Origin of the sequence: Streptomyces sp. NPDC093018 (assembly GCF_040684035.1) — a bacterium.
Lineage (GTDB): Bacteria > Actinomycetota > Actinomycetes > Streptomycetales > Streptomycetaceae > Streptomyces > Streptomyces murinus.
The window spans coordinates 256,837-281,083 of record NZ_JBFBFF010000010.1; the positions used below are offsets into that span (position 1 = coordinate 256,837).

Below are 24,247 nucleotides of genomic sequence, written 5' to 3' on the forward strand. Positions count from 1 at the left end.
CACCACCCCGCGCCGTCCGAGGGAAACTGTCGCCTATGAGCGACCGCACCCTCCTTCTCCGCAACGGCGATGTCCACAGTCCCGCCGATCCCTTCGCCACCGCGATGGTCGTGGAGGCCGGCCATATCGCGTGGGTCGGATCGGAGGGCGCCGCGGACGCGTTCGCCGACGGGGTGGGGGAGGTGATCGATCTCGACGGCGCCCTGGTGACCCCGGCGTTCACGGACGCCCATGTGCACACCACGGCCACCGGTCTCGCGCTGACCGGACTCGATCTGAGCGCCGCGCCGTCGCTCGCGGCCGCGCTGGACCTGGTCCGGGAGTTCGCCGCCGCCCGGCCCGGAGACCGCGTGCTGCTGGGCCACGGCTGGGACGCCGCCCGCTGGCCCGATGGCCGGCCGCCGACGCGCGCGGAGCTGGACGAGGCCACCGGCGGGCGCCCGCTGTACCTCTCCCGTATCGATGTGCACTCGGCCGTCGTCACCACCGCCCTGCTGGACATGGCCGGCGGCGACCTGCCCCGCACCGACGCGCCCCTGACCCGGGACGCCCATCACGCCGTACGCGAGGCCGCCTTCGCCGCCATCACCCCCGCCCAGCGCGAGGGGGCCCAGCGGACCGCGCTGACGCACGCCGCCTCCCTCGGCATCGGCTCGGTGCACGAGTGCGGCGGGCCGCAGATCTCCTCCGAGGACGACTTCACGGGGCTGCTGGAGCTGGCCGCCACCCTGCCCGGACCCCGGGTCCTCGGCTACTGGGCCGAGCGGGACGTCGACAAGGCCCGTGAGCTGGGCGCGATCGGCGCCGCGGGCGACCTCTTCGCCGACGGCGCCCTCGGCTCGCACACCGCGTGCCTGCACGAGCCGTACGCCGACGCGGACCACACCGGCACCGCCTACCTGGACGCCGACGCCGTCGCCGCCCATGTGATCGCCTGCACCGAGGCGGGCCTCCAGGCGGGCTTCCACGCCATCGGCGACGCCGCCGTGTCGTCCGTGGTCGACGGGGTGCGCGCGGCCGCCGAGAAGGTCGGCCTCGCCCGGATCCGGGCCGCCCGGCACCGCGTCGAGCACGCCGAGATGCTCACCCCCGAGACCGTGGCCGGCTTCGCCGAGCTGGGCCTGATCGCCTCCGTGCAGCCCGCCTTCGATGCGCTGTGGGGCGGAGAGGACGGCATGTACGCCCGCCGCCTCGGCGCCGAACGGGCCCGCACCCTCAACCCGTACGCCGCCCTGCTGCGCTCCGGCGTCCCGCTGGCCTTCGGCTCCGACAGCCCCGTCACCCCGCTCGACCCCTGGGGCACGGTCCGCGCCGCCGCCTTCCACCACACCCCCGAGCACCGCGTCTCCGTGCGCGCCGCCTTCACCGCGCACACCAGGGGCGGCTGGCGGGCGATCGGCCGGGACGACGCGGGCGTCCTGGTGCCCGGGGCGCCCGCCGACTTCGCGGTCTGGCGCACCGGCGACCTGGTGGTGCAGGCCCCCGACGACCGGGTGGCCCGCTGGTCGACCGACCCGCGCTCCGGCACCCCCGGCCTGCCCGACCTCACCCCGGGCGGCGAGCTGCCGCGCTGTCTGCGCACCGTGGTGGGCGGCCGGACGGTCTTCGTACGGCCGGGCGAGTGATCTCCGGGGGTGGCGCGGCGGCCGCCCCTCGCCCCGGGCGCCTCGCGCGACCTGCGGATCCTCCGCACCGCTCCCGGGCGGCACGGAGGACGCCCAGGTCAGGGGTCTGTTGACAGTCGGGCGCGGAGGGCCGGTAGGTTCGTCCGAGTCCACCACCGGACGCCCGACCGGGAAGCGTTCGCGCACCTCCCCGCCGCGCCGCTGGGTCAGGGACGGCGCCCCGCACCGGGGCACCGCCACTGGCAGCCAGGCTCAGCGCCCGCGCCGGCGGGGAAGCGTTCCAGCCGGTCGGCCAGGTGTGACCCCGGGTGGGGCCCGGCCTCAGTAGACAACGGCTTTCGGTCGATCCGCAGCCAGCGGGTCCCAGGTCGGCCCGAAGAGCGCCGGGCCCCCATCCGCAGCACGGGGGAGGCAACCCAGCCGGGTTCGGAACCATCCGAACAGTCGGAAGAGGAAAAGAACGTGCCGCGAACAGGTCGGGAACATCCCGAAAAGCACGTTCTTACCCCACTCTTGTGCAATCGACACCACCATACGTACCAGCTGTCACGTCCACCCAGGCGACGGCCACTATGGTGGACGCCTGCGTACGACCAGAAGGGGCAGCAGTGAACGACGGCGACGGGACCCTCGCGGCCAAGGCCCAGGGGAGGCAGTTCGGTCCGCTCGGCACGGCCTTGGTGATCATCCCGACCTACAACGAGGCGGAGAACATCAAGACCATCGTCGGCCGGGTGCGCAAGGCCGTCCCCGAGGCCCACGTGCTGATCGCGGACGACAACAGCCCCGACGGCACCGGCAAGCTCGCCGACGAGCTGGCCGCCGAGGACGACAACGTCCAGGTGATGCACCGCAAGGGCAAGGAAGGCCTGGGCGCCGCCTACCTCGCGGGCTTCCGCTGGGGCCTGGAGCACGACTACGGCGTGCTGATCGAGATGGACGCCGACGGCTCCCACCAGCCCGAGGAACTGCCCCGACTGCTCACCGCCCTCAAGGGCGCCGATCTGGTGCTCGGCTCCCGCTGGGTGCCCGGCGGCCGGGTGGTCAACTGGCCCAAGTCCCGCGAGTTCATCTCCCGCGGCGGCAGCCTCTACTCCCGGCTCGCCCTCGATCTGCCGCTGCGCGACATCACCGGCGGCTACCGCGCCTTCCGCGCCGAGACCCTCAAGGGCCTGGGGCTGGACGAGGTCGCCTCCCAGGGCTACTGCTTCCAGGTCGACCTCGCCCGCCGCGCGGTCAAGGCCGGCTACCACGTGATCGAGGTCCCGATCACCTTCGTGGAGCGCGAGCTGGGCGACTCCAAGATGAGCAAGGACATCCTGGTCGAGGCGCTGTGGCGGGTCACCGCCTGGGGCGCGGGGGACCGCGTCGCCAAGCTCACCGGCAAGGACAAGCACACCCCGTAGCCCCTTATCCGGCGCTGAGCCGGAGCCAGGCACACTGGGGGTATGACGACTGGCGCTCCGACCACCCCGCACACCGCCCGGCCCCGGCGCTCCCGGCTGCGCAGATATCTGCCGCTGGGCCTCGCCGGGTGGCTGGTGCTGGAGATCTGGCTGCTGACCCTGGTCGCGGGCGCGGCGGGCGGCATGACCGTGTTCCTGTTGCTGGTGGCCGGTGTGGTGGCCGGTTCCGTGGTGATCAAGCGGGCGGGCCGGCGGGCCTTCCAGAATCTGAACGAATCGCTTCAGCAGGGCGGCTCCCCCAAGCGCGGGGAGGGCAACGGGCTGACCATGCTGGGCGGCCTGCTGCTGATCATCCCGGGCATGATCTCCGACGTCCTGGGCCTGCTCCTGCTGCTGCCCCCGGTGCAGAAGGCCGTGAGCCGGCTCGCGGAGAACACCTTCGAGAAGCGGCTGCGCGCCGCCGCCCCGGGCAGCCTGGGCGACGCCTTCCAGCAGGCCCGGATGCACCGCCCCGACGGCAAGGTCGTCCAGGGCGAGGTCATCCGCGAGGACCGCGCCGACCGTCCGGGACCGGACGAGCGGCGACCGCCCCTGACCCGCTAGCCCGGAAGCATGACAGACCGAGCCCGCAGGCATGACAGACCGCGGGCGCCGTACGTCCTGAAGAACGTACGGCGCCCGCGGTCTCGTGTATGTGCGCTGTGCGGCTTGCCCGCTATGCCGACTTGCGGCTGTCCCGGGGATGCACGGCGATGTTCATCGCCCCCGAACGCAGCACCGCCAGGCGCTCCTCAAGGACCTCTTCGAGTTCCTCACGGGTGCGCCGCTCCATCAGCATGTCCCAATGGGTACGCGCGGGCTTGGCCTTCTTCTCCTCAGGGCCGTCGCCGTCCACCAGGAGTGCCTGGGCCCCGCAGACCTTGCACTCCCACTCCGGCGGGATCTCCGCCTCGACCGAGAAGGGCATCTCGAAGCGATGCCCCTTCTCACATGCGTACTCCACGGCCTGGCGCGGGGCCAGGTCGATGCCGCGGTCCGTCTCGTAGCTGGTCACCACGAGGCGCGTACCGCGAAGAGCTCGCTCACTCATGAATCGTGCCTCCCGGGCTTGTCGCCCACAGGACAGGTGTCGCTGTCGTCGTCATCCGGTCAACGTCCGGTCGGCGGTAAAGATTCCCGTTCCGAGTCCCGTTCCGGGTCATGCGTCGCCGTCGTAGCCGCCCCTTGTTCTACCCACAGGCGCCCGGTTTGTCACATCTGCTAGCAGATGTCACCCAGCGTTTCGGCATCTCTGACGCGCAGTAACGGTCCGCCTGGCAGGCCAAACGCGTACACTACCGCCCTTTCGCGCCGAGCGCTAAATCGGCGCTAGATCTTCTCGGGCACCGGGTTGCCCGCGGCCGCGATCGCCCGCCGCACCGGGACCCGGGCGAGCAGCGCGAATCCGATGATGAAGAAGGCCACCAGGGAGATGATCGCGGACCGGTAGCTACCGGTCAGCTGGTACGTCACACCGAACAGCATCGGGCCGAGCCAGCTCATCCCGCGGTCGCTGAGCTCGTACGCCGAGAAGTACTCGGCCTCCTTGCCCGGCGGCACCAGATGGGAGAAGAGCGAGCGGGACAGCGCCTGGCTGCCGCCGAGGACCATGCCGATGCCGGCGGCCAGCAGGAAGAAGTACACCGGCGCCTTCGCGGGCAGGAAGTACCCGGCGGCGAGCGTGATCGTCCAGGCCACCAGCGAGCCGAGGATGGTGCGCTGGGCGCCGTACGTCCGCGCGAGGCGGCCCATCGCCAGCGCGCCCGCCACCGCCAGCACCTGCACCAGCAGCACCGCCACGATCAGCGTGGACTGCCCGAGCCCCAGCTCCTGGGAGCCGTAGACCGAGGCCTGGGAGATGACGGTCTGGATGCCGTCGTTGTAGATCAGGTAGGCCAGCAGGAAGGACAGGGTCAGCGGGTGGCGGCGCATGTCCCGCACGGTCGCCGCCAGCTGCCGCAGCCCCGTCGACGGGACCCCGTCCGGCGCGGTCTCGCCCGCCGCCCGCGCCCGCCGGTCGCGCAGCAGCCGCAGCGGTACGAGGGTGAAGGCGCCCCACCACAGGCCCGCCGAGGCCAGGCAGATGCGCACCGCCTGGCCCTGGCTCAGGCCGAAGGAGTCGTGGGCCGAGTACAGGACCAGGTTGGCGACGAGGACCATGGCGCCCGCGCCGTAGCCGAAGGCCCAGCCCCGGGAGGAGACCGCGTCGCGCTCCTCGGGCGGGGCGATCTGCGGCAGATAGGAGTTGTAGAGCATCCCGCCGACGGCCGCCGCGGCATTGGCCACGACGAGCAGCACCCCGCCCAGCAGATACCGGTCGCCGTCCAGGAAGAACATGCCCGTGGTCGCCGCGGCGCCGGTGTACGCGGCCGCCGCGAGCAGCGGCTTCTTGCGGCCCGTGCGGTCGGCCGCGCTGCCCACCAGCGGCATCGCCACGACGGCCAGGATCACCGAGAGGGACACCGAGTAGGCGAAGTACGACCCCGCCCGCACCGGTATGCCCAGCGGGTGCACATAGCCGCCGGAGTCCGCCGCGTGCTCGGCGATCGAGGTGAGATAGGGACCGATGAAAACGGTCAGGACGCTCGCCGAATAGACGGAGTACGCCCAGTCGTAGAAGTACCAGCCTCTTTGCTGGCGCCGGAGGTCGGCGGTCTCGTCCGCCACCCCCGCGCGCACGGTGTCGATCCCCATCGTGCCCTCGCTTCCGCTCCCCTGCGAAGGCAAGGGCGGGCGGTGCCGGGTCGGTTCAGACCCAGACCCCGCGCTCCTCCATGACCTTGCGCAACGTGTCGATGTGATCGGTCATGATGCCATCCACACCCAGGTCCAGCAGCCGGTGCATGCGTTCCGGTTCGTTGATCGTCCAGACGTGCACATGCAGACCGCGCGCGTGGGCGGCGCGGACGAAGCGGGCGTCGACCACCGGGACGCCCGACTGGGCCTCCGGCACCTGTGCCGCCACCGCCGAGCGGCGCACCGCGGCCGGCAGCCCCCAGGAGCGCAGCCGCAGGCTCAGCACCCCGCGGGTGCCGAAGGAGGTGGCCAGGCGGGGCCCGGCCAGCCGCTGGGCGCGCAGCACCCGCGCCTCGGAGAACGAGCCCACGCAGACCCGGTCCCAGGCGCCCGTGCGCTCCAGCAGGTCGAGCAGCGGCCGCAGCGCGGGCTCCGCCTTGATGTCGATGTTCCAGCGGACCTCGGGGAAGGTCTCCAGCAACTCCTCGAACAGCGGCACCGGTTCACGGCCGCCGACCCGCGCCCCCCGGACCTCGGCCCAGGGCAGGTCGGCGATGCGGCCCGCGCCGTCGGTGACCCGGTCCAGGGTCGTGTCGTGGAAGGCCACGAGCCGGCCGTCCGCCGTGGCGTGCACATCGGTCTCGATGTAGCGGTAGCCCAGCTCCACGGCGCGGCGGAACTGCGCCGCGGTGTTCTCCACCCCGTCGGCGGCTCCGCCGCGATGGGCGAAGGCGAGGGGGCCCGGGTGGTCGAGGTAGGGGTGGCGTATCGCGGTGGTCACCGACGCAGTATCGCTCCGCGGGGTGTCCTTTCGGCAACGATCGTGCTGCTGCTCGATGCCGAGGGCAGGGCGAAGACCCGCAGGAAGAACTGGGCCAGCGGGCCGATGGACAGGGCGTACAGCACGGTGCCCACGCCGATGGTGCCGCCCAGCGCGAACCCGGTGGCCACGACCGTCACTTCGATGAGCGTGCGCATCAGCCGGATCGAGCGTCCGGTGCGCTGGTGCAGACCCGTCATCAGCCCGTCGCGCGGACCCGGTCCAAAGCGCGCCGCGATGTACAGGCCGGTGGCCGCGCCGTTGAGCAGGACCCCGGCGAGCATCAGCGGGACGCGCACGAGCAGCGAGTGCGCCGGGGGCAGCAGCGCGAGCGTCCCGTCCAGGGCCAGGCCGATGAGGAAGACATTGGAGACTGTGCCCAGCCCGGGGCGCAGCCGCAGCGGGATCCACAGCAGCAGCACCGCCGCCCCCACCACGATGGCCACCTCGCCGATGCTCAGCCCGGTCCGCCGCGCGAGCCCCTGGTGCAGCACCCCCCAGGGCTCCAGGCCGAGCCCCGAGGTGACGAGCAGCGCGGAACTGGCGCCGTAGAGCGTGAGCCCGACGTAGAGCTGGACCAATCGGCGTCCTATATGCCCGGGAGTGGACACAACATACCCCCCTGGGTAGTGGTGGTGGCCTGACGCATGTCACTCTGTGGCTTGGGAGGAAACTCCATCCATGGCCAATCCGGGGAAGGTGGACTGATCTCATGGCGCAGTGGACCTCGGCGGTGGGGGCCGCGCAGCTCGCCCGGCTGCTCAACTCCCAGCAGGAACGGCCGGCCGGGCCCGGCAGCCGCCGCCCGCCCGCCTACCGGGCGCTGGCCGACGGCATCCGGCTGCTGGTCCTGGAGGGGCGCGTCCCGGTCGCCGCCCGGCTGCCCGCCGAACGCGAACTGGCCCTCTCCCTCTCGGTGAGCCGCACCACCGTCGCGGCCGCCTACGAGGCGCTGCGCGGCGAGGGCTTCCTGGAGTCCCGGCGCGGCGCGGGCAGCTGGACCGCGGTACCGGCCGGCAACCCGGTGCCCGCGCGGGGCCTGGAGCCGCTGCCCCCTGAGGCCCTCGGCTCGATGATCGACCTCGGCTGCGCCTCGCTGCCCGCGCCCGAGCCCTGGCTCACCCGGGCCGTGCAGGGGGCGCTGGAGGAACTGCCGCCGTACGCGCACACCCACGGCGACTACCCGGCCGGGCTGCCCGCGCTGCGCGCGATGATCGCCGAGCGCTACACCGCGCGCGGGATCCCCACGATGCCCGAGCAGATCATGGTGACGACCGGCGCGATGGGCGCCATCGACGCGATCTGCCATCTCTTCGCGGGCCGCGGCGAGCGCATCGCCGTGGAGTCCCCCTCCTACGCCAACATCCTGCAGCTGATGCGGGAGGCGGGCGCGCGGCTGGTGCCGGTCGCGATGGCCGAGGGGCTCGCCGGGTGGGACATGGACCGCTGGCGCCAGGTGCTGCGGGAGGCCGCGCCGCGGCTCGCCTATGTGGTCGCCGACTTCCACAACCCCACGGGGGCGCTGGCCGACGAGGACCAGCGGCGCCGCCTGGTGGACGCGGCGCGCGCGGCGGGCACGGTGCTCGTCGCCGACGAGACGATGAGCGAGCTGTGGCTGGAGGAGGAGGTGGGGGAGTCGCGGATGCCGCGCCGGGTCTGCGCGTTCGACCCCGCGGGCTCCACGGTGATCACGGTCGGCTCGGCCAGCAAGGCGTTCTGGGCCGGGATGCGGATCGGCTGGGTGCGGGCGGCGCCGGACATCGTCCGCAGCCTGGTCGCGGCGCGGGCGTACGCCGACCTGGGGACGCCGGTGCTGGAGCAGCTGGCCGTCAACTGGCTGTTCAGCACGGGGGGCTGGGAGCAGGCGGTGGCGCTGCGGCGGGCGCAGGCCCGGGAGAACCGGGACGCCCTGGTCACCGCGCTGCGCCGGGAGCTGCCGGACTGGGAGTTCGCCGTCCCCCAGGGCGGCCTGACCCTCTGGGTGCGCGCGGGCGGCCTCTCCGGCTCCCGCCTCGCGGAAATGGGCGAACGCACGGGCGTCCGCGTCCCCTCCGGCCCGCGTTTCGGCGTCGACGGCGCGTTCGAGGGATATGTCCGGCTGCCGTTCACCGTGGGGGGAGCGGTGGCGGAGGAGGCCGCGGTACGACTGGCCGCGGCGGCCCGGCTGGTGGAGACCGGGGGCACGGGGGCGGCGGCGGAATCACCGCGGACGTTCGTGGCGTAGAGCGCCCCCGAAGGGGCGCGGGGAAGCGCGCGAGGGGCCACGACGCACCCGCGCCCGAAGAACTCCTTACTCCGCCGCCACGGGCTCCGCGGGAACCGGCTTGGTCAGATCGATCGGCTGCCCCGCCTGCGCGGCCCGCGGCGGCAACAGGTCCAGCACCGCGCGCCGGTCCCCCTCACTCGTCGCGTCGTCGTAGGGATCCGGCGTCCTCGGCACCTGAAGCCGGTGCACCGGACCGTGGCCGAGGCGGGCGTACCCCCGCCCCGGCGGCACCTGCGCCGGCGGGGTCGTCCGCGGCGCCGCCCCCAGCACCGCCTCCACCTGCCGTGCCGCCGCGGGCCCGAGGGCGACCCGGGCCCTGGTGTGCTGCCGTACCGCGTCGGCGAGCGCGTCGAGGCCGTCGTACTGCTCGGCGACGACGACGGTCACGTTCGCCGCCCGTCCGTGCCGCAGCGGCACCTGGAGCAGGTCCTGCGGGTCCTCGCGGCCGTCCACCTCCGCGAGGTGCGCGAAGACGCTCGGCCGGTCGAGGAGGATCCACAGCGGGCGCCGGGTGTCGGCCGGGGGCGGATCGCCCGCCTGCCGGGCGAGGTTGATCGCGACCAGCCGCCGTTCCGTCTCGCGCGCGGCCCAGTCCAGGCTGGCCAGCGCCCCCGGCAGCGCGCACTCCACGGCCAGCACCCCGTCCCGGCCGGTCAGGCACGCGTACTCACCGGTGCCCCCGCCGTCCACGATGAGGACATCGCCGTACTGGAGGGCTTGCAGGGCCAGCGAGCGCAGCAGGGTGGAGGTGCCGCTGCCGGGCTGGCCGACCGCCAGCAGATGCGGCTCGGTGGAGCGGGTGCCGGTGCGCCAGACGACGGGCGGTACATCGCGCTGCTCGTCGTAGGAGTCCCCGTAGTCGCCGAAGGAGAGGGGAAGCGTGCGCTGCACCTCGCTCGGGTCGGTGAAGCCGAGCACGCTCTCGCCGGGCGCGGTCACGAACCGCTGGGCCACGATGTCGGCGGGCAGCGGCGGCAGGACGCTCACGGTGAGCTGGTTGCCCTCCTCGTCCCAGCCGAAGCGGTACTCGCGCCCGCGCCCCGCCTTCGCGGTGAGCACCTGCTCGATCCGCGCGCGGGCCTCGGGCTCGCCGTCCGGGAAGTACGCGGGATAGCGGAGCACCAGCTGCCCGACACGCCCCGCGTCGTCGAACTCCTGCGCGGGGAAGGCCTTCTCCCAGTCCCCGCCGTGCGTGTACAGCGGGGCGGGGTCCTCGGGGACGGAGAAGTACGGCACCAGCGCCTCGTACAGCGCCCGGAGCCGCTCGGTCTGTGACTCGTCGGGCCCGTCGGGTTCGGGGGCGGTGCGGTCGCGGCCCAGCCAGGCCGCCGCCGCCATCACGGTGATGACGGCGAGCAGCGGCCCGTACGGTGCCAGCGCCACCACCAGGACCACGCAGGCCAGCAGGAACAGCAGCGGCCCGCGCCGGTCCTTGGGGGTGGCGGCCCATCTGCGCCGCCCCGCCGACGCCAGCAGGCGCAGCCCGCGGGAGAGGGTGATCAGCGGATGGAGGACGTCGGTGGCGCTGTCGGCCGCCGTCCGGGCCAGCTCCCGGCTCCGGGCCAGCTGCGTCCGCGCGAGCTGCGCGCCGTCCTTGCTCAGAATGCGGGGAAGTGGGCGCCGGGCCACTGCTGTCTCCTGGTGGTGCGTGCGGGCGGGGCGTCGTGCGGGACCGGCGTCAGAACTTGATGCCGCCCAGGAGGCTGGCCAGGCTCTCCCCGCCGGCCTTGATGCTCGGCGCGATGGCCGTGCTCGACAGATAGAACCCGAACAGGGTCGAGGCGCAGGCGTGCGAGCCCTTGAGGCCGTCCTTGCGGAAGTAGAGGAACACGACGGTGCCGAGCAGGACGACGCCTGACATGGAGAGGATCATTGGGGGCCTCCTGGTGTCGAGGGGGACAGTCACCATCAGTACTTCCAGGATCACAGCATGTGTCTATACGACAAAGAGCGCAACTGGGTGAATATCGTGACTATTCGCCCGTACGGTGGAGCCAATACGGCACCGTTGAGCGGGGCATGTGTGGCCGACCCCGCCCGTAGCGATCTTTACGTCGGGCACAACGGGTCATGTGAGGCACGAGCCAGTACCCTTGCGGTTCACCTGAACGGTTGTAATGAGAGGCGGTCCGGCCGATGAGCGAAGCCCCCGACCCCGAGGTCGTGGAGCTGGCGACCAAGATCTTCGATCTGGCCCGGCAGGGACAGACCGAGGCACTCGTGGCGTACGTCGACGCGGGCGTTCCGGCCAACCTCACCAACGACCGCGGGGACTCCCTCGTGATGCTCGCCGCGTACCACGGGCACGCCGACGCGGTGCGCGCGCTGCTCGCCCGCGGCGCCGAGGCGAACCGGGTCAACGACCGGGGCCAGACCCCGCTCGCGGGCGCGGTCTTCAAGGGGGAGAAGGAGGTCGTCAAGGCCCTCCTGGAGGGCGGCGCCGACCCCGCCGAGGGCACGCCGTCGGCCGTCGACACCGCCCGGATGTTCGGTCGGACCGATGTGCTCGAACTGTTCGGCGTCAGCTGACGCCGGGCTTCTGACCAGCTAAGACACAGAAAACGGGGGAGGCGGTACAGGGCCGCCGGAAATACGGTCGCGGCAGCACACACCGCGGGTCATCATGACGACGTGATTCACGGACGCGATGGCTGGGCAGGTGTTGCCGCACCGCGCGGACCGTGATGCGGTCCGCATGGGCCACCGACGAGAGGCAGAGAGAAATGGGCTACAGCAAGCAAGAGACGGCGGGCGCTCCGACGTTGTGTCACGCGGCCAGGTAGTGCGTGTTCCCCGGTTGCGTCGACGCTTGATGTGAGGCTGTTTCCCATGTTCGATCCGGTCATAGCGCCCAGCGGTACGCTGCTCGGCCTGCTTCAGCGGGGCCGCGGCGACGGCACGCTGCACGCGCTCACCGCCCCCCGCGCGGAAGCGCTCGCGGCCCTGAACCACTGTGTGCTGCGCGATCCCCGCCACGACTGGCAGGTGGAGAACCGCTCCCTGTACTACGCCCGGCTCTTCCTCGACCTGAACGGCGAGCTGGACGCCGTCGAGGCACACCTCTTCGACCCCGAGGACCACCTGGAGACGGACGAGTCCCGCACCGGCCTGGCCCTCGCGGTGCTCGGCCATCTCGCCTCGTACGGCCGCCGGGACGCCCTCGACCTGCTGCGCCGGTACGCCGCCCAGGGCGCCAACTGGGCCTGGGCGCTGGACGAACTGGCGCTGCGCGACGACGACGCGGGGCTGCGCGCCCTGGCCGCCCCCGTGCTCGCCCGTTTCCCCGCCGACCCCGAGGGCGAGGCCGAGCTGGCCACCGCCGTGCGCGACGCCTTCGAACCCCGGCCCTGGCGGCTGTGGGCCGAGGATCCGCGCGACGGCATCGGCGCCCGGGTGCGGGCCGCCCACGAGACCGGATGCTTCGACCGCTGGCAACGGCAGCTGCGGCCGACCGGGCCCCGCCCCGGCTGGAGTGTGAGCGCCGTCTTCGAGTGGGCCCAGCAGGGCCTCGACCGGGGCGCCGCCCTCCATGTGCCCGCCGCCCGCTGTCTGGTCGCCGTGGCCGGACCCGAGGACCGGCCGGAGATCCTGCTGGCCGCCCGCGCCGGCACCGACGGGGCCCGCTGCACCGCCCTGCGCTATCTCGCCGACAGCGGCGATCCCGAGGCGCTCGATCTGGTCGAGGCCGCGGTCGCCGACGGCACCGCGGTCGTCGTGGAGGCGGCCGTCGACGCCTTCGAACGGATGCGCACGATCGCGGCCGTGGACCGTGCGCGCGGCTGGGCCCAGCGCCCCGACGTGCTCGGCGCCGCCGCCGGCCGGGTCCTCGCCTGCCGCGGCGGTGCCCAGGACAGCCCGCTGGTGCTCGGCGCCCTGCGCGAGGCCGTGCGCGGCGAGGGCCCCGACGCGCCCACGCTGTGGACCCTGGTCGACGGCGCGGGACGCCTCGGCATCGCCTGCGCGGCGCCGGTGCTGCGCCATGTCTACCGCGAGACCGCCTCCTCCCACCTCCGCGGCCGCGCCGCCCGCGCCCTCGCCGCCACCGATCCCTCCTTCGCCACCGGCTTCGCCGTCGAATGCCTCTGGGACTGCGAGGAGACCACCCGCGAACTCGCCGCCCGCCATGCCGAGACCGGCGACAACCGGGTCGTCGAACGCCTCCGCCGCCTCGCCGCCGACCCGGCCGAGGAGGACGAGGTCCAGACGGCGGTCCGCAGCCGCTTCGGGCCGGACATGTCCGCGGGCTGAGGCTGACGAAGCGACCGGGACGGGCCCGTGTACATCGGGGCGGGCTCGTGCACCGGAGGCCCCGGACCCGAACGCCGGGCCCTCGGGCCCCCGCTGAACACGGGGTTCCTGGGTGAATACGGGGTCCCCGGGTGAACGCCGGGTGACCCTCGGACCAGCACCCCATGGCCGACGTCCGACCCGCCGATCCGCGGAGGACAACGCTCACGGGACGTTCCCCGGGCGGAAAGATCGACGTTGACGCGGCCACGTCCGGTGCGGCGACAACACCCGTATGCGTGTCGTCATCGTGACCGAATCCTTTCCCCCCGATGTGAACGGCGTGGCCCACTGCGCGCTTCAGACCGCCCGGCACCTCGTAGATCGCGGTCACCACCCGCTCGTCGTCGCCCCCGCCCCCGCACCCGGCACCGGCCCCGACACGGACGCCCCGTGCCCGGTCGTCCGGATCCCCTCCCTCCCGCTCCCCGGCTACCCCCAGGTCCGCGTCGCCCTGCCCAGCCGGCGCCTGGCCGCGGCCCTCGTGACGCACCGGCCCGATGTGGTGCACCTCGCCAGCCCCTTCGTCCTCGGCGCCCGCGGGATGGCGGCGGCCGCCCGGCTCGGCCTGCCCGCCGTGGCCGTCTACCAGACCGACCTCGCCGGTTACGCCCGCACCTACATGGGCGCCGGGGAGGCCGCCGCCTGGCGCCGGATCCGCTCCGTGCACGCCGCCGCCGACCGCACCCTCGCCCCCTCCAGCGCCGCCCTGGGCGATCTGGAGACGCACGGGGTGCCCCGGGTGCGGCTGTGGCCGCGCGGCGTGGATACCGTACGTTTTCGGCCAGAGCGGCGTGACGAGGAGCTGCGCCGGGAGCTCGCCCCGAACGGTGAGCTGATCGTCGGCTACGTCGGCCGGCTCGCCCCCGAGAAGCACGTCGAACTGCTCGCCGGCGTCTGCGCCCTGGACGGCGTCCGGCTCGTGGTCGTCGGCGACGGACCCAGCCACGCCCACCTGACCGAGGCGCTGCCCGGCGCCGTCTTCCTGGGCCGCCGTACCGGCGACGACCTGGCGCGGATCTTCGCCTCGCTGGACGTGTTCGCGCACACCGGCCCGTTCGAGACCTTCTGCCAGACCGTGCAGGAGGCCATGGCCAGCGGCGTCCCCGTCGTCGCGCCCGCCGTCGGCGGACCGCTCGACCTGGTCGACCACGGCCGTACCGGACTGCTGGTGCCGCCGCGCGACGCCGAGGCCGTCCGGAACGCGGTGCGCTCCCTGGCCGAGGACCCCGCGCGCCGGATCGCGTTCGGCGCCGCCGCCCGCGCCCTGGTCGAGGGCCGTACCTGGGCCGCCGTGGGCGACCGGCTGATCGGGCACTACGAGGACGTGCTCGCCGGGCGCCGGACGGCGGTGGCGGCATGAGCGCCCGGCCGCTGCGCATCGTCCGGCTCGCCAACTTCGTCGCGCCCGCCTCCGGTGGTCTGCGCACCGCCCTGCGCGAGCTGGGCAAGGGCTTCCTGGCGGCGGGCCATGAACCGGTGCTGATCGTGCCCGGAGACCGGCACACCGACACCGACACCGAGCAGGGCCGCGTCATCACCCTGCCGGGACCGCTGCTCCCCGGCACCGGCGGCTACCGCGTGCTGACCGACAGGCGCCGCCTCACCGCCCTCCTGGAGGACCTCGGCCCCGACCGGCTGGAGGTCTCCGACCGGACCACCCTGCGCTGGACCGGGCGCTGGGCGCGCCGGGCGCGGGTGCCCGCCGTGATGGTCTCCCACGAGACCGCCGATGGCGTGCTGCGCACCTGGGGCCTGCCCGAGCACCTGTCCAAGCGGGCCGCGGACGCCCTCAACACCCGTACCGCGCACGTCTATTCACGCGTGGTGTGCACCACCGAGTACGCCGAGCGCGAGTTCGTCCGCATCGGCGCGCGCAATGTCGTACGCGCTCCCCTGGGCGTCGACCTGACCGCCCGCCACCCCGCGCTGCGCGACCCCGGCGTGCGCACGCGACACGCGCGCGGGGGAGAGGCGCTGCTGGTGATGTGCTCCCGGCTGTCCGTGGAGAAGCGCCCCGGCACCGCGCTCGACACCCTGGAGGCGTTGATACGACGCGGTCGGCCGGCGGTGCTGGTGGTCGCGGGGGACGGGCCGTTGCGGGCCCGCCTTGAGCAGCGCGCCCGGGAGCGGGGGCTGCCGGTGACCTTCCTCGGGCACCTCTCCGACCGGGCCGAGCTCGGCGCGCTCCAGGCCACCGCCGATCTCGCGCTCGCCCCCGGGCCCGCCGAGACCTTCGGGCTCGCCGCCCTGGAGGCGATGGCCTGCGGCACGCCCGTGGTGGCCAGCGCCTCCTCTGCGCTGCCCGAGGTCATCGGTTCGGCCGGAGCGACCGCGGCCGACCACGGGGAGGCGTTCGCCGACGCCGTTGAACTGCTCCTGGACCGGCCCGAGTCCGAGCGCCGGGAGGCGGCCCGCGCACGGGCCGAGTGCTTCGGCTGGGGCACGGCGGTCGAGGCATTCCTCGCCGCCCACGACACGGAGGTGCTGGATCGTGCCGGGGGTCGGGCGGCCGATACGGAGGTGCTGGGCCGTGCCGGGGGTTGTGTGGACGGCCGGGAGGTGCTGGATCGTGCCGGGGGTCGGGCGGCCGATACGGAGGCGCTGGATCGTGCCGGGGGTTGTGTGGACGGCCGGGAGGTGCTGGATCGTGCCGGGGGTCGGGCGGCCGACACGGAGGTGCTGGATCGTGCCGGGGGTTGTCCGGACGGCCGGGAGGTGCTGGGCCGTGCTGAGGGTTGCGCGGATGGCGGGGAGGTGCTGGATCGCGCCGGGGGCCGGGCGGACGGCCGGGAGGCGTTGGGCCGTGGCGAGGGTCGTGCGGACGGCCCGGAGGTGCTGGGCCGTGCCGAGGGTCGTGCGGATGGCCGGGGCGGCACCCGGCGGGGTGTCCCGGAGGGCGTGGCATGAGATCCGTCCGCTTCGTCGCCCTCGGGGACTCGCTGACCGAGGGCGTGGGCGACTTCACCGAGGACGGGCCGCGGGGCTGGGCCGCGCTGCTCGCACCCTCGCTCGGCGCGGGCACGGAGTTCACCAACCTCGCGGTCAGCGGCGCGCAGACCCGGGACGTGCTGGAACGGCAGACCCCGGCCGCCCTCGCGCTGCGCCCCGATCTGGTCGCGGTGGTCGTCGGCGTCAACGACACCCTGCGCCACACCTTCGACATCCACGCGGTCGCCGCCCGTCTCGACCAGGTCTACGCGGCCTGCGCCCGCGAGGGCGCCACCCTGCTCACCGCCTGCCTGCCCGACCCCGGCGCGATGCTCGGCCTGCCGAGCGCCCTGGCCGCCCCGCTGGCCCGGCGCCAGCGGGCGGTCAACGCGGTCGTGCACGCCCTGTCCGACCGGTACGGCGCCGTGCATCTGCACGCGTCCGACGGCGGCTGGATCGCCGACCGGGCGCTGTGGAGCGCGGACCGGCTGCACCCCGGCGAACGCGGCCACCGCCGACTCGCCGCCCGCTTCCACACGCTGCTCACCGCCGCGGGCCACGCCACCGGCCGGCCCCCGTCCCTGGAACCGGAGTTCCCCGCCCCGACCCGCACCGCGAGCCTGCTGTGGCTGGCCACCGCGGGCACCGCCTGGGTGGCCCGGCGCTGCCGCGATCTGCTGCCCCAGCTGCTGCGACTCGCCCTGGACGAACTGCGCCACAACGCCCGTGGCACCGGCGCCGATCTCGACGCGGCCGCGTCGGCCGCGGTCGCCGCCGCCCTGGCCGCGCTTCCGGAGCGCGCACATGCGGAGCGGCGCCCGGCCCGGACACCGGCCGGGGCACACGCCCTGACCGGTCCGCCGCCGCGCGCCGTACTGCCCGGATCCGGCCCGCTCGACCTGGAGGCCGGTATCAGCTGACCTCGGCTCCGGCCGCCGGGCGGGCGCCGTCCGGCTCGGCCGGGGTCAGGGAACGCAGGATCAGGGACAGGCCGTGGTCGAAGCGTTCGTCGAAGTCGATGTCCTCCAGGTACGCGGCCACCCGGCTCAGCGACGGATGGTCGCCCGCCGCGAGTGCGGCGCTCAGTGTGTGCTCCTGCGCGTCGCCCAAAGCCTGCTGCTCCTGGGTGAGGCCGAGCGTCAGATAGAGCACCGTCCAGAAGGCCCAGGCCGCGTCGCGCTCGGACAGACCGCCGTCGAGCAGCGCCTCCAGCATGGTGTCCGCGTAGCGCAGGGTGCCCGGCTCGGCCGCGTACGTGCCCGTCACCAGCGCGGCGCCGTCCCGGTGCGCGAGCAGTGCGCGGCGGTAGCGGTGGGCCAGTTCGCGCACCCTCGCACGCCAGTCCTCGGGCAGGCCGTCCAGCGGCACCTCCGCGGCGATCGCGTCCGCCACCAGCTCCAGCAGCCGTGACTTGGTCTTGGCGTGCCACAGCACGGTGTTCATCCGCACGCCGAGCCGGTCGGCGGTGCCGCGCACCGACACGGCATCGGCGCCGCGTTCGTCGAGCACGCCGAGGGCGGCCCGTACGACGGACTCCAGATCGAGCCTCGATCGGGTGGCTGTCTCATCCGCAGCTTGCTTCTTGGTCACCGACCTAGTCTACTGAAAGTGCGCCTTGGTCACCGACCAAGAGGTGCGGACGGACTGTGCCCGAGTAGGGGTTCATGGAATTGAGGAGGGGTTCATGGAGTTGACGGAGTTCATGGCGGCGGACGGGGTCATCGTCGTCGGCGGTGGGCCGGTCGGACTGTGGCTCGCGGCCGAACTGCGGCTGCGTGACGTGCCGGTGACCGTGCTGGAGGCCCGGCAGCGGCGCAGCCCGCACTCGCGTGCGCTCACCGTGCATCCGCGCACCCTGGAGGTGCTGGACTGCCGGGGAGTGGTCGAGCCCTTCCTCGCGGAGGGGGTGCGCATACCGAGCGGCCACTTCGCCGCGCTGACCGAGCGGATGGACTTCCGGCCGCTGGACACCCCGTTCCCCTTCACCCTCTCGCTGCCCCAGGCCCGCACCGAGGAGCTGCTGGAGGAGCACGCGGTGCGGGCCGGCGCGCGGATCCTGCGCGGCCACCGGGTCACCGGGGTCGAGGCGGGCGCGGACGCGGTGGAGCTGACCGTCGAGGGTCCGGACGGGCCCTACCGGACCGGCGCCGCCTATGTGGTGGGCTGCGACGGCACACGCAGCGCGGTCCGGGAGTCGGCCGGCGTGGCCTTCCCCGGCACTCCGGCGACGCTGTGGGCCTGGATGGGCGATGTGGTGCTGGACGCGCCGCCGGCCGGCCCGGCGGTCAGCGGGCCGCGCGGGCAGCTGATGGTGTTCCCGCTGCCGGGCGGGGTGCACCGGGTCGTGGGCAATGATCCGGACACCCTGCGTCAGGCCCGGCCGGGCGAGCTGACCTTCGAGGAGCTGCGGGACCGCGTGACGGCCATAGCGGGCACCGACTTCGGCATGCGCGACCCCCGCTGGCTCTCCCGCTTCGGCAACGCCACCCGGCAGGCGGAGACCTATCGCTGCGGCCGGGTGCTGCTGGCCGGGGACGCCGCCCATATGCACTTCCCGGCGGGCGGCCCCGGACTGAATGTGGGGGTGCAGGACGCCACCAACCTCGGCTGGAAGCTGGCCGCCGTCCTCCGGGGCACCGCCACGGACGGCCTCCTCGACAGCTACCACGGCGAGCGCCATCCGGTCGGCGCCGAGCTGCTGCTCAACACCCGCGCGCAGACCGCCCTGATGACCACCTACGCCCCGGAGGGGCAGGCGCTCCGCGGGCTGCTGGGCGAATTCATCGCCACGGTCCCGGAGTTCAGCCTGACCCTCGCCGAGCGGATGTCGGGTCTCTCCGTGGTCTACCCCCCGGCCGAGGGCGCCGCGGCCCATCCGCTGACCGGCCGCCGGGCACCCGACCTCCGGTTCGCCGACGGGCGGCGGCTGTTCGAGCTGCTGCGCGATGGCCATCGGGTCCTGCTGGACCTGACCGGCAAGGCGGCGGCAGGGCTGCCCGGGCAGGCACCGGAGACCGTCGTGCACACCGCACCGCTCGCCCCGCACGACCGGGATGCCTGGCGGCGGGTGACCGCGGCACTGATACGCCCCGACGGCCATGTCGCCTGGGCCGCCGAGGAGACCGACCCGGAGACGCTCACCCGGTCCATGTCCGGTGCCCTCGCCGCGATGGCGGGTCAGGGGGCGGCCGCTGTCCGGTGACACGGGGCCGGGATGTGCCGGTCCGGGGCGTAGCTGTCTGCCGCCGGGTCGGCGCTGCCGGTCACGCGGGTCCGTGCCGTCCGTCGTCCCCCCGGGGAGCCGGTGCCGCCCGGCGTTCGGTGGGGTGACTCTCCCGTCCGGCGTCAGGGTCGTCCCACCGATACGAAGCGGACCGGTGTCCCCGGAGGGGCCTGCGCGGCGGCCGGGAGGTCGCAGGCGCGGACGACGGCGATCACGGGATAGCCCCCGGTGGTCGGATGGTCGGCCAGGAAGACCACCGGGCGGCCGTCCGGCGGTACCTGTACGGCGCCCAGCACCATGCCCTCGCTGAGCAGTTCGCCCTCACGGGCGCGTTCCAGCGCGGGGCCCTCGGTGCGCAGGCCGATGCGATTGCTCGCCGGGGAGACCCGGTAGGCGCGCGCGGTCAGGTCGTAGCGTCCGCGCGCGGTGAACCAGTCCGCGCGCGGGCCCGGCGTCACCCGGAGCACGAGTTCCGTCGGCGGGCCCGGCTGCGGGACGGTGTCCACGCGCGCGGGCGGTCCCGCCGGGCGGCCGAGCGGCAGCACCGTGCCCTCGGCGAGCGGGGCCGGACCGAGGCCGGACAGCAGGTCGGTGGCGCGGCTGCCGAGCACCGGCTCGACGGCGATACCGCCGCGCACGGCGACATAGCCGCGCACTCCCGCGGACACCGCGCCCACCTCCAGGAGTTCACCGGCGGGCACCACCAGGGGTGCGCCCCATGCCGCCGGGCGGCCGCCGACCGCCACCGGGCAGGGCGCCCCGCCGACCACCACGGTCACCGCCGAACGGGGGCGCAGGGCACACCCGTCGAGTGTCGTCTCCAGCACCGCGGCCTCCGGTCCGTTCCCGGCCAGCCGGTTGACGAGCGCCGCCGCGGGCGGATCCAGCGCCCCCGAGCGCGGCACCCCGAGATGCGCGTACCCGGGCCGCCCGAGGTCCTGCACGGTGGTCAGCATCCCGGGTCGTACGACGACGAGCGCGCGGTCGGTCATGGGCCCTCCAGCGGCGGAACACTCAGGGATACGACGTCCGGGCCCCCGCTCATGGCCCCTCCACCGGCACGAACCGCACCCGTGTGCCCGGCGACAGCAGCGCGGCCGGGTCGCGGGTGTGGTCCCAGAGCACCGCGTCCGTGGCGCCGATCAGCTGCCAGCCGCCCGGCGAGGTGCGCGGGTACACGCCGGTGTACGGCCCCGCGAGCGCCACCGCGCCGGGCGGGACCGCCGTGCGCGGAGTGGTCCGGCGCGGCATGTCGTAGCGGGCCGGGAGCCCGGTGAGATAGCCGAAGCCGGGCGCGAAACCGCAGAAGGCCACCGTGAACTCGGTGCCCGCGTGGATACGGACCACCTCCCGCTCGGACACCGCCCAGTGCGCGGCGACGGCGGCGAGGTCGGGGCCGTCGTAGCGCACCGGGATCTCCACCAGGGAGTGCGTCGAGGGAGCGGGCGACTCTCCTTCCGACGAGGTCAGTTCGGAGATCCAGCGGGCCGGTTCGTGCAGTCCGTCCAGCAGGACCGTGCGCGCGGCCGGCACGATCTCGCGGACGGTCAGCGTGCCCTTGGCGCGGCGCCGCAGCAGCGCCGCGTGCAGGGCCGCCGCCTCCTCGGCCGAGCCCACCTCGATGAGCAGCGCCTCCTGGCCGACCGGCAGCGCCCTCATGCGAAGGCCTCCACCCGCACGCCCGTCGCGAGCAGCCGCGCCCGCACCTGCCGGGCCAGCTGCACCGCGCCGGGCGTATCGCCGTGCAGGCACAGTGAGCGGGCGCGCACCCGGACCCGCGCGCCGGAGTGCGCGGTGACCGTGCCGGAGCGCACGAGCCCGACCGAGCGCCGTACGACCGCCTCCGGGTCGCTCACCACCGCGCCGCCTCGGCCGCGCGGCAGCAGCGTGCCCTCGTCGGTGTACGCGCGGTCCGCGAACGCCTCCGGTACGGCAGGCAGGCCCGCCTTCCCGGCCAGCGCCAGCAGCCGGGAGCCGGGCAGGCCGAGGACCGGCAGCGCGGGGTCGGCGAGGAGCACGCCGTCGATCACCGCGCCCGCCTGCTCCTCGTCGTGCACGACCCGGTTGTAGAGCGCGCCGTGCGGTTTGACGTACGCCACCCGGGCCCCGGCGGCGCGCGCGAACACCTCCAACGCGCCGATCTGGTAGGCCACTTCGGCCGCCAGCTCGGCGGGCGGCACCTCCATCGCGCGCCGCCCGAAACCGGCGAGGTCCCGGTAGGAGACCTGGGCGCCGATCGTCACCCCGCGTGCGGCGGCCAGCTCGCACACCCGGCGCATGGTGGGCGCGTCCCCGGCGTGGAAGCCGCAGGCCACGTTGGCGCTGGTGACGACGGACAGCAGCTGTTCGTCCTCGGTGAGCCGCCAGCGGCCGAAGCCCTCGCCGAGGTCGGCGTTCAGATCGATCGCGGTCATGGTCGTTCCCGTGTCTCCGGTTCGTCGGGTCATGGGTTTGTCGGTATGTCGGCTTGGTGGTTCATGGGGTCGTCGGCACGGTGACTCATCGGCCTGTCGGTTCGTCGGGCCGCCGGTTGATCGGTCGGTCGGCTGGTCAGCCAGTCGGTTGGTCAGGTGGTCGGTTCGTCGTGCTGTCCGTTCACCGTTCTGTCTGTTGACCGGTCCGTCTGTTGACCGGTCCGGCTCCGTGCGGGGTGTCAGTCGACGCCGACCAGCCGGTACTGCTCGTCGCGGGCGTCGGTCAGGAACATCTGGCCCGGGGCGTGGGTGATGGCGAACGGCGGCCGGGAGGCCATCACCGCCGCCTGCGGGGTCACCCCGCACGCCCAGAACACCGGGATGTCGCCGTCCTGGAGGGCCACCGGGTCGCCGAAATCCGGCCGGCCGAGGTCCGCGATGCCGAGCCCCGCCGGGTCCCCGCAGTGCACGGGCCCGCCGTGCACGGCCGGCAGCAGACTGCTCTCCCGGATCGCGGCCCCGAGCCGCTCGGGCGGCACCGGCCGCATGGACACCACCATCGGCCCGCTCAGCCGGCCCGCCGGGCGGCACGGGCGCCCGGTGACGTACATCGGCACATTGCGGCCCTGTTCGACATGGCGGATCGGCACGCCCGCCCGGCTCAGCGCCCATTCGAAGGTGAAACTGCATCCGAGCAGGAACGCCACCAGGTCCCCGCGCCAGTGGGGCCGCGCATCGGTCGGCTCCGCGACCAGCTCGCCGTCCTGCCACACCCGGTAGCGCGGCAGATCGGTGCGCAGATCGGCGCCCTCGGCGAGCACCGTCGTCGGGGAGCCGGCGTCGGTGACGTCGAGCACCGGGCAGGGCCGGGGATTGCGCTGGCAGAACAGCAGCATGTCGTAGGCCCAGTCGGCGGGCACCGCGATCAGATTGGCCTGGGTGTGCCCGGCCGCGACCCCGGCTGTGGGGCCGGCGAGACCGGCGCGGAACCGGGCCCGCGCGGTCCGCGGGCTCCAGGCGGGCGCCCGCTCGTCGAGGGTGGTGACGGGACGGTCCGCGGTGCGCTGCACCTGTGTCATGCCAGTTCCTTCCCGCGCGTCTCGGGCAGCCCGAGCAGCGCCAGTGCCGCGATCCCGTAGCCGACCGCGCCGAAGACCAGTGCGCCGCCGACGCCCCAGCTGTCGGCCAGTAAGCCGACCAGGGTGGGGAAGACCGCGCCCACCGCGCGGCCCGTGTTGTAGGTGAAGCCCTGTCCCGTACCGCGCACCGCCGTCGGATACAGCTCGCTGAGGTAGGAGCCGAAGCCGCTGAAGATGGCCGACATGCAGAACCCGAGCGGGAAACCCAGCACCAGGAGCACGGCGTTGGCGCCCTGCGGGATGTGCGCGTACGCCAGCACGCACACCGCCGACAGCAGCGCAAACAGCCAGATGGTGGCGCGCCGGCCGAGCCGGTCGGTGAGGTGGCCGCCGGTCAGATAGCCGAGGAACGCGCCGGAGATGAGGAAGGCGAGATAGCCGCCGGTGCCGACCACCGACAGACCGCGGTCGGACTTCAGATACGTGGGCACCCAGGTGGCCAGCGTGTAGTAGCCGCCCTGCACGCCCGTGGACAGCAGGCTCGCCAGCAGCGTGGTGCGCAGCAGGCCCGGGGCGCCGGCCCGGGCAGGCCGGAAGATCGCGGTGAACGAGCCGCGGCGCGGGTCCTGTTCGCGGGCCGCGAGTGCCACCGGCGCGTCGTGCACCCGGCGGCGCAGCCACAGCACCAGCAGCGCGGGCAGCGCGCCGGTCCAGAACATCACCCGCCAGGCCAGGTCGTCGCCCGCGAAGGAGAAGACCAGCGTGTAGACGACGGCGGCCAGCGCCCAGCCGACCGCCCAGGAGCTCTGGACCGTGCCGAGGGTACGGCCCCGGTGGCGGGCGGAGGCGTACTCGGCGACCAGGATCGCGCCGACCGCCCACTCCCCGCCGAAGCCGAGGCCCTGGAGCGCGCGGAAGACCAGCAGCGTCTCGAAGTTTGGCGCGAAGCCGCAGGCCACGGTGAACACCGCGTAGGTGAGCACCGTGATCACCAGCGCCCGGACCCGGCCCACCCGGTCGGCGAACACACCCGCCAGGGCGCCGCCGACCGCCGAGACGACCAGGGTGACGGTGGTGAACAGCCCAGTTTGGCCGCTGTCCAGGCCGAAGTACGCGGAGAGCGCCACCATGCTCAGCGGCAGCGTGAAGTAGTCGTAGGAATCCAGGGCATATCCGCCGAAGGCTCCGGCGAACGCGCGCCGCCCGTGCGGGCCGAGATCGCGCAGCCAGCCGAACGCGCCGTCCTGGTCGGTGTGTTCGAGCGCGGGGGCGGTGGCGGAAGGAGGGGTCGTGCTCATGGGCACCTCGCAGAAGGGGACGGAGGGTGCGGTGGAGTGAGCCGTGTCGAGCACCGTAGAGGATCGTTCAACGATCCTTCAATACCCGTGTTGTCTCGTCCTGATGTCTGCGATTGAATTCCG

At 74.0% G+C, this 24,247-nt stretch carries 21 protein-coding genes and 1 pseudogene; 10 read left to right on the plus strand and 12 right to left on the minus strand.

The window, feature by feature from the left end; all coding sequences use genetic code 11:
• Nucleotides 1-35: 35 nt before the first annotated feature.
• From AB0N90_RS23460 to fxsA, 3 genes are all read left to right on the plus strand, one after another.
• Complete coding sequence (locus tag AB0N90_RS23460; protein ID WP_365199507.1) at nucleotides 36-1,625, plus strand: amidohydrolase; 1,590 nt, start codon at nucleotides 36-38, stop codon at nucleotides 1,623-1,625.
• A gap of 608 nt (nucleotides 1,626-2,233) precedes the next feature.
• Nucleotides 2,234-3,031, plus strand: coding sequence for a polyprenol monophosphomannose synthase (locus AB0N90_RS23465; protein WP_199573181.1), 798 nt, complete (start codon nucleotides 2,234-2,236; stop codon nucleotides 3,029-3,031).
• A gap of 42 nt (nucleotides 3,032-3,073) precedes the next feature.
• Complete coding sequence (gene fxsA / locus AB0N90_RS23470) at nucleotides 3,074-3,634, plus strand: FxsA family membrane protein (RefSeq protein ID WP_365199510.1); 561 nt, start codon at nucleotides 3,074-3,076, stop codon at nucleotides 3,632-3,634.
• Between the two features lie 112 nt (nucleotides 3,635-3,746).
• On the opposite strand, the gene AB0N90_RS23475 is transcribed toward fxsA, so the two are convergent.
• The 4 genes from AB0N90_RS23475 to AB0N90_RS23490 all read right to left on the minus strand — a co-directional run bounded on the left by AB0N90_RS23475 (nucleotide 3,747) and on the right by AB0N90_RS23490 (nucleotide 7,207).
• Nucleotides 3,747-4,121: an RNA polymerase-binding protein RbpA gene (locus AB0N90_RS23475; RefSeq protein ID WP_003977404.1), complete on the minus strand. Its 375-nt coding sequence runs from the start codon at nucleotides 4,119-4,121 to the stop codon at nucleotides 3,747-3,749.
• Nucleotides 4,122-4,399: 278 nt separating this feature from the next.
• Complete coding sequence (locus AB0N90_RS23480; RefSeq protein ID WP_365199513.1) at nucleotides 4,400-5,764, minus strand: MFS transporter; 1,365 nt, start codon at nucleotides 5,762-5,764, stop codon at nucleotides 4,400-4,402.
• A 55-nt stretch (nucleotides 5,765-5,819) separates the two neighbouring features.
• The gene (locus tag AB0N90_RS23485) at nucleotides 5,820-6,587 is read right to left on the minus strand and encodes a glycerophosphodiester phosphodiesterase (protein ID WP_365199516.1); all 768 of its coding nucleotides are present in this window, start codon (nucleotides 6,585-6,587) and stop codon (nucleotides 5,820-5,822) included.
• The gene (locus AB0N90_RS23490) at nucleotides 6,584-7,207 is read right to left on the minus strand and encodes a hypothetical protein (protein ID WP_365199518.1); all 624 of its coding nucleotides are present in this window, start codon (nucleotides 7,205-7,207) and stop codon (nucleotides 6,584-6,586) included. Before AB0N90_RS23490 ends, AB0N90_RS23485 begins: the two co-directional genes overlap by 4 nt.
• A gap of 131 nt (nucleotides 7,208-7,338) precedes the next feature.
• Between AB0N90_RS23490 and AB0N90_RS23495 the strand changes: the two genes are divergently transcribed.
• A complete protein-coding gene (locus AB0N90_RS23495) occupies nucleotides 7,339-8,850 on the plus strand; it encodes a PLP-dependent aminotransferase family protein (RefSeq protein WP_346080403.1) in 1,512 nt (503 codons plus the stop codon).
• A 66-nt stretch (nucleotides 8,851-8,916) separates the two neighbouring features.
• Here AB0N90_RS23495 and AB0N90_RS23500 read toward each other — a convergent pair whose 3' ends face one another.
• Both AB0N90_RS23500 and AB0N90_RS23505 read right to left on the minus strand, forming a co-directional pair.
• Nucleotides 8,917-10,521, minus strand: coding sequence for a hypothetical protein (locus AB0N90_RS23500; protein WP_365199521.1), 1,605 nt, complete (start codon nucleotides 10,519-10,521; stop codon nucleotides 8,917-8,919).
• Nucleotides 10,522-10,570: 49 nt separating this feature from the next.
• Nucleotides 10,571-10,765 carry a hypothetical protein gene (locus AB0N90_RS23505; protein ID WP_037650905.1) on the minus strand — a complete coding sequence of 65 codons (195 nt, stop codon included), beginning with the start codon at nucleotides 10,763-10,765 and terminating at the stop codon, nucleotides 10,571-10,573.
• A 263-nt stretch (nucleotides 10,766-11,028) separates the two neighbouring features.
• Between AB0N90_RS23505 and AB0N90_RS23510 the strand changes: the two genes are divergently transcribed.
• The 5 genes and pseudogenes from AB0N90_RS23510 to AB0N90_RS23530 all read left to right on the plus strand — a co-directional run bounded on the left by AB0N90_RS23510 (nucleotide 11,029) and on the right by AB0N90_RS23530 (nucleotide 17,030).
• Nucleotides 11,029-11,421, plus strand: coding sequence for an ankyrin repeat domain-containing protein (locus AB0N90_RS23510; protein WP_365199524.1), 393 nt, complete (start codon nucleotides 11,029-11,031; stop codon nucleotides 11,419-11,421).
• A 300-nt stretch (nucleotides 11,422-11,721) separates the two neighbouring features.
• The gene (locus AB0N90_RS23515; RefSeq protein WP_365199526.1) at nucleotides 11,722-13,140 is read left to right on the plus strand and encodes a HEAT repeat domain-containing protein; all 1,419 of its coding nucleotides are present in this window, start codon (nucleotides 11,722-11,724) and stop codon (nucleotides 13,138-13,140) included.
• Between the two features lie 274 nt (nucleotides 13,141-13,414).
• The gene (locus AB0N90_RS23520; protein ID WP_365199529.1) at nucleotides 13,415-14,542 is read left to right on the plus strand and encodes a glycosyltransferase family 1 protein; all 1,128 of its coding nucleotides are present in this window, start codon (nucleotides 13,415-13,417) and stop codon (nucleotides 14,540-14,542) included.
• Nucleotides 14,539-15,663, plus strand: a pseudogene (locus AB0N90_RS23525) (glycosyltransferase); the annotation flags it as partial. The gene AB0N90_RS23520 and the pseudogene AB0N90_RS23525, both read left to right, overlap by 4 nt.
• A gap of 422 nt (nucleotides 15,664-16,085) precedes the next feature.
• Nucleotides 16,086-17,030 (plus strand): SGNH/GDSL hydrolase family protein, encoded by a 945-nt coding sequence (locus AB0N90_RS23530; RefSeq protein ID WP_365199531.1) that lies wholly within the window; start codon nucleotides 16,086-16,088, stop codon nucleotides 17,028-17,030.
• Here AB0N90_RS23530 and AB0N90_RS23535 read toward each other — a convergent pair.
• A complete protein-coding gene (locus tag AB0N90_RS23535) occupies nucleotides 17,023-17,700 on the minus strand; it encodes a TetR/AcrR family transcriptional regulator C-terminal domain-containing protein (RefSeq protein ID WP_365199534.1) in 678 nt (225 codons plus the stop codon). The genes AB0N90_RS23530 and AB0N90_RS23535 overlap by 8 nt on opposite strands.
• A 112-nt stretch (nucleotides 17,701-17,812) precedes the next feature.
• Between AB0N90_RS23535 and AB0N90_RS23540 the strand changes: the two genes are divergently transcribed.
• A complete protein-coding gene (locus AB0N90_RS23540; protein ID WP_365199602.1) occupies nucleotides 17,813-19,312 on the plus strand; it encodes an FAD-dependent monooxygenase in 1,500 nt (499 codons plus the stop codon).
• 143 nt (nucleotides 19,313-19,455) lie between these two features.
• On the opposite strand, the gene AB0N90_RS23545 is transcribed toward AB0N90_RS23540, so the two are convergent.
• The 5 genes from AB0N90_RS23545 to AB0N90_RS23565 all read right to left on the minus strand — a co-directional run bounded on the left by AB0N90_RS23545 (nucleotide 19,456) and on the right by AB0N90_RS23565 (nucleotide 24,124).
• Nucleotides 19,456-20,325, minus strand: a complete 870-nt coding sequence (locus AB0N90_RS23545) for a biotin-dependent carboxyltransferase family protein (RefSeq protein WP_365199537.1) — start codon at nucleotides 20,323-20,325, stop codon at nucleotides 19,456-19,458.
• 49 nt (nucleotides 20,326-20,374) lie between these two features.
• A complete protein-coding gene (locus AB0N90_RS23550) occupies nucleotides 20,375-20,992 on the minus strand; it encodes an allophanate hydrolase subunit 1 (protein WP_365199539.1) in 618 nt (205 codons plus the stop codon).
• Nucleotides 20,989-21,747: a 5-oxoprolinase subunit PxpA gene (locus AB0N90_RS23555; RefSeq protein ID WP_365199542.1), complete on the minus strand. Its 759-nt coding sequence runs from the start codon at nucleotides 21,745-21,747 to the stop codon at nucleotides 20,989-20,991. The genes AB0N90_RS23550 and AB0N90_RS23555 overlap by 4 nt, the downstream gene beginning before the upstream one ends.
• 239 nt (nucleotides 21,748-21,986) lie before the next feature.
• Entirely contained in the window at nucleotides 21,987-22,826 is an 840-nt protein-coding gene (locus tag AB0N90_RS23560; protein ID WP_365199544.1) for a putative hydro-lyase, read from the minus strand.
• Entirely contained in the window at nucleotides 22,823-24,124 is a 1,302-nt protein-coding gene (locus tag AB0N90_RS23565) for an MFS transporter (protein WP_365199547.1), read from the minus strand. Before AB0N90_RS23565 ends, AB0N90_RS23560 begins: the two co-directional genes overlap by 4 nt.
• Nucleotides 24,125-24,247 lie beyond the last annotated feature (123 nt).

Coding starts and splice junctions, on each gene's coding strand:
- AB0N90_RS23510 (WP_365199524.1), top strand. CDS start 11,029: ATGAGCGAAGCCCCCGACCCCGAGGTCGTGGAGCTGGCGACCAAGATC.
- AB0N90_RS23505 (WP_037650905.1), bottom strand. CDS start 10,765: ATGATCCTCTCCATGTCAGGCGTCGTCCTGCTCGGCACCGTCGTGTTC.
- AB0N90_RS23555 (WP_365199542.1), bottom strand. CDS start 21,747: ATGACCGCGATCGATCTGAACGCCGACCTCGGCGAGGGCTTCGGCCGC.
- AB0N90_RS23475 (WP_003977404.1), bottom strand. CDS start 4,121: ATGAGTGAGCGAGCTCTTCGCGGTACGCGCCTCGTGGTGACCAGCTAC.
- AB0N90_RS23540 (WP_365199602.1), top strand. CDS start 17,813: ATGGCGGCGGACGGGGTCATCGTCGTCGGCGGTGGGCCGGTCGGACTG.
- AB0N90_RS23560 (WP_365199544.1), bottom strand. CDS start 22,826: ATGACACAGGTGCAGCGCACCGCGGACCGTCCCGTCACCACCCTCGAC.
- AB0N90_RS23545 (WP_365199537.1), bottom strand. CDS start 20,325: ATGACCGACCGCGCGCTCGTCGTCGTACGACCCGGGATGCTGACCACC.
- AB0N90_RS23550 (WP_365199539.1), bottom strand. CDS start 20,992: ATGAGGGCGCTGCCGGTCGGCCAGGAGGCGCTGCTCATCGAGGTGGGC.
- AB0N90_RS23530 (WP_365199531.1), top strand. CDS start 16,086: ATGAGATCCGTCCGCTTCGTCGCCCTCGGGGACTCGCTGACCGAGGGC.
- AB0N90_RS23480 (WP_365199513.1), bottom strand. CDS start 5,764: ATGGGGATCGACACCGTGCGCGCGGGGGTGGCGGACGAGACCGCCGAC.
- AB0N90_RS23565 (WP_365199547.1), bottom strand. CDS start 24,124: ATGAGCACGACCCCTCCTTCCGCCACCGCCCCCGCGCTCGAACACACC.
- AB0N90_RS23515 (WP_365199526.1), top strand. CDS start 11,722: ATGTTCGATCCGGTCATAGCGCCCAGCGGTACGCTGCTCGGCCTGCTT.
- AB0N90_RS23460 (WP_365199507.1), top strand. CDS start 36: ATGAGCGACCGCACCCTCCTTCTCCGCAACGGCGATGTCCACAGTCCC.
- fxsA (WP_365199510.1), top strand. CDS start 3,074: ATGACGACTGGCGCTCCGACCACCCCGCACACCGCCCGGCCCCGGCGC.
- AB0N90_RS23495 (WP_346080403.1), top strand. CDS start 7,339: ATGGCGCAGTGGACCTCGGCGGTGGGGGCCGCGCAGCTCGCCCGGCTG.
- AB0N90_RS23520 (WP_365199529.1), top strand. CDS start 13,415: ATGCGTGTCGTCATCGTGACCGAATCCTTTCCCCCCGATGTGAACGGC.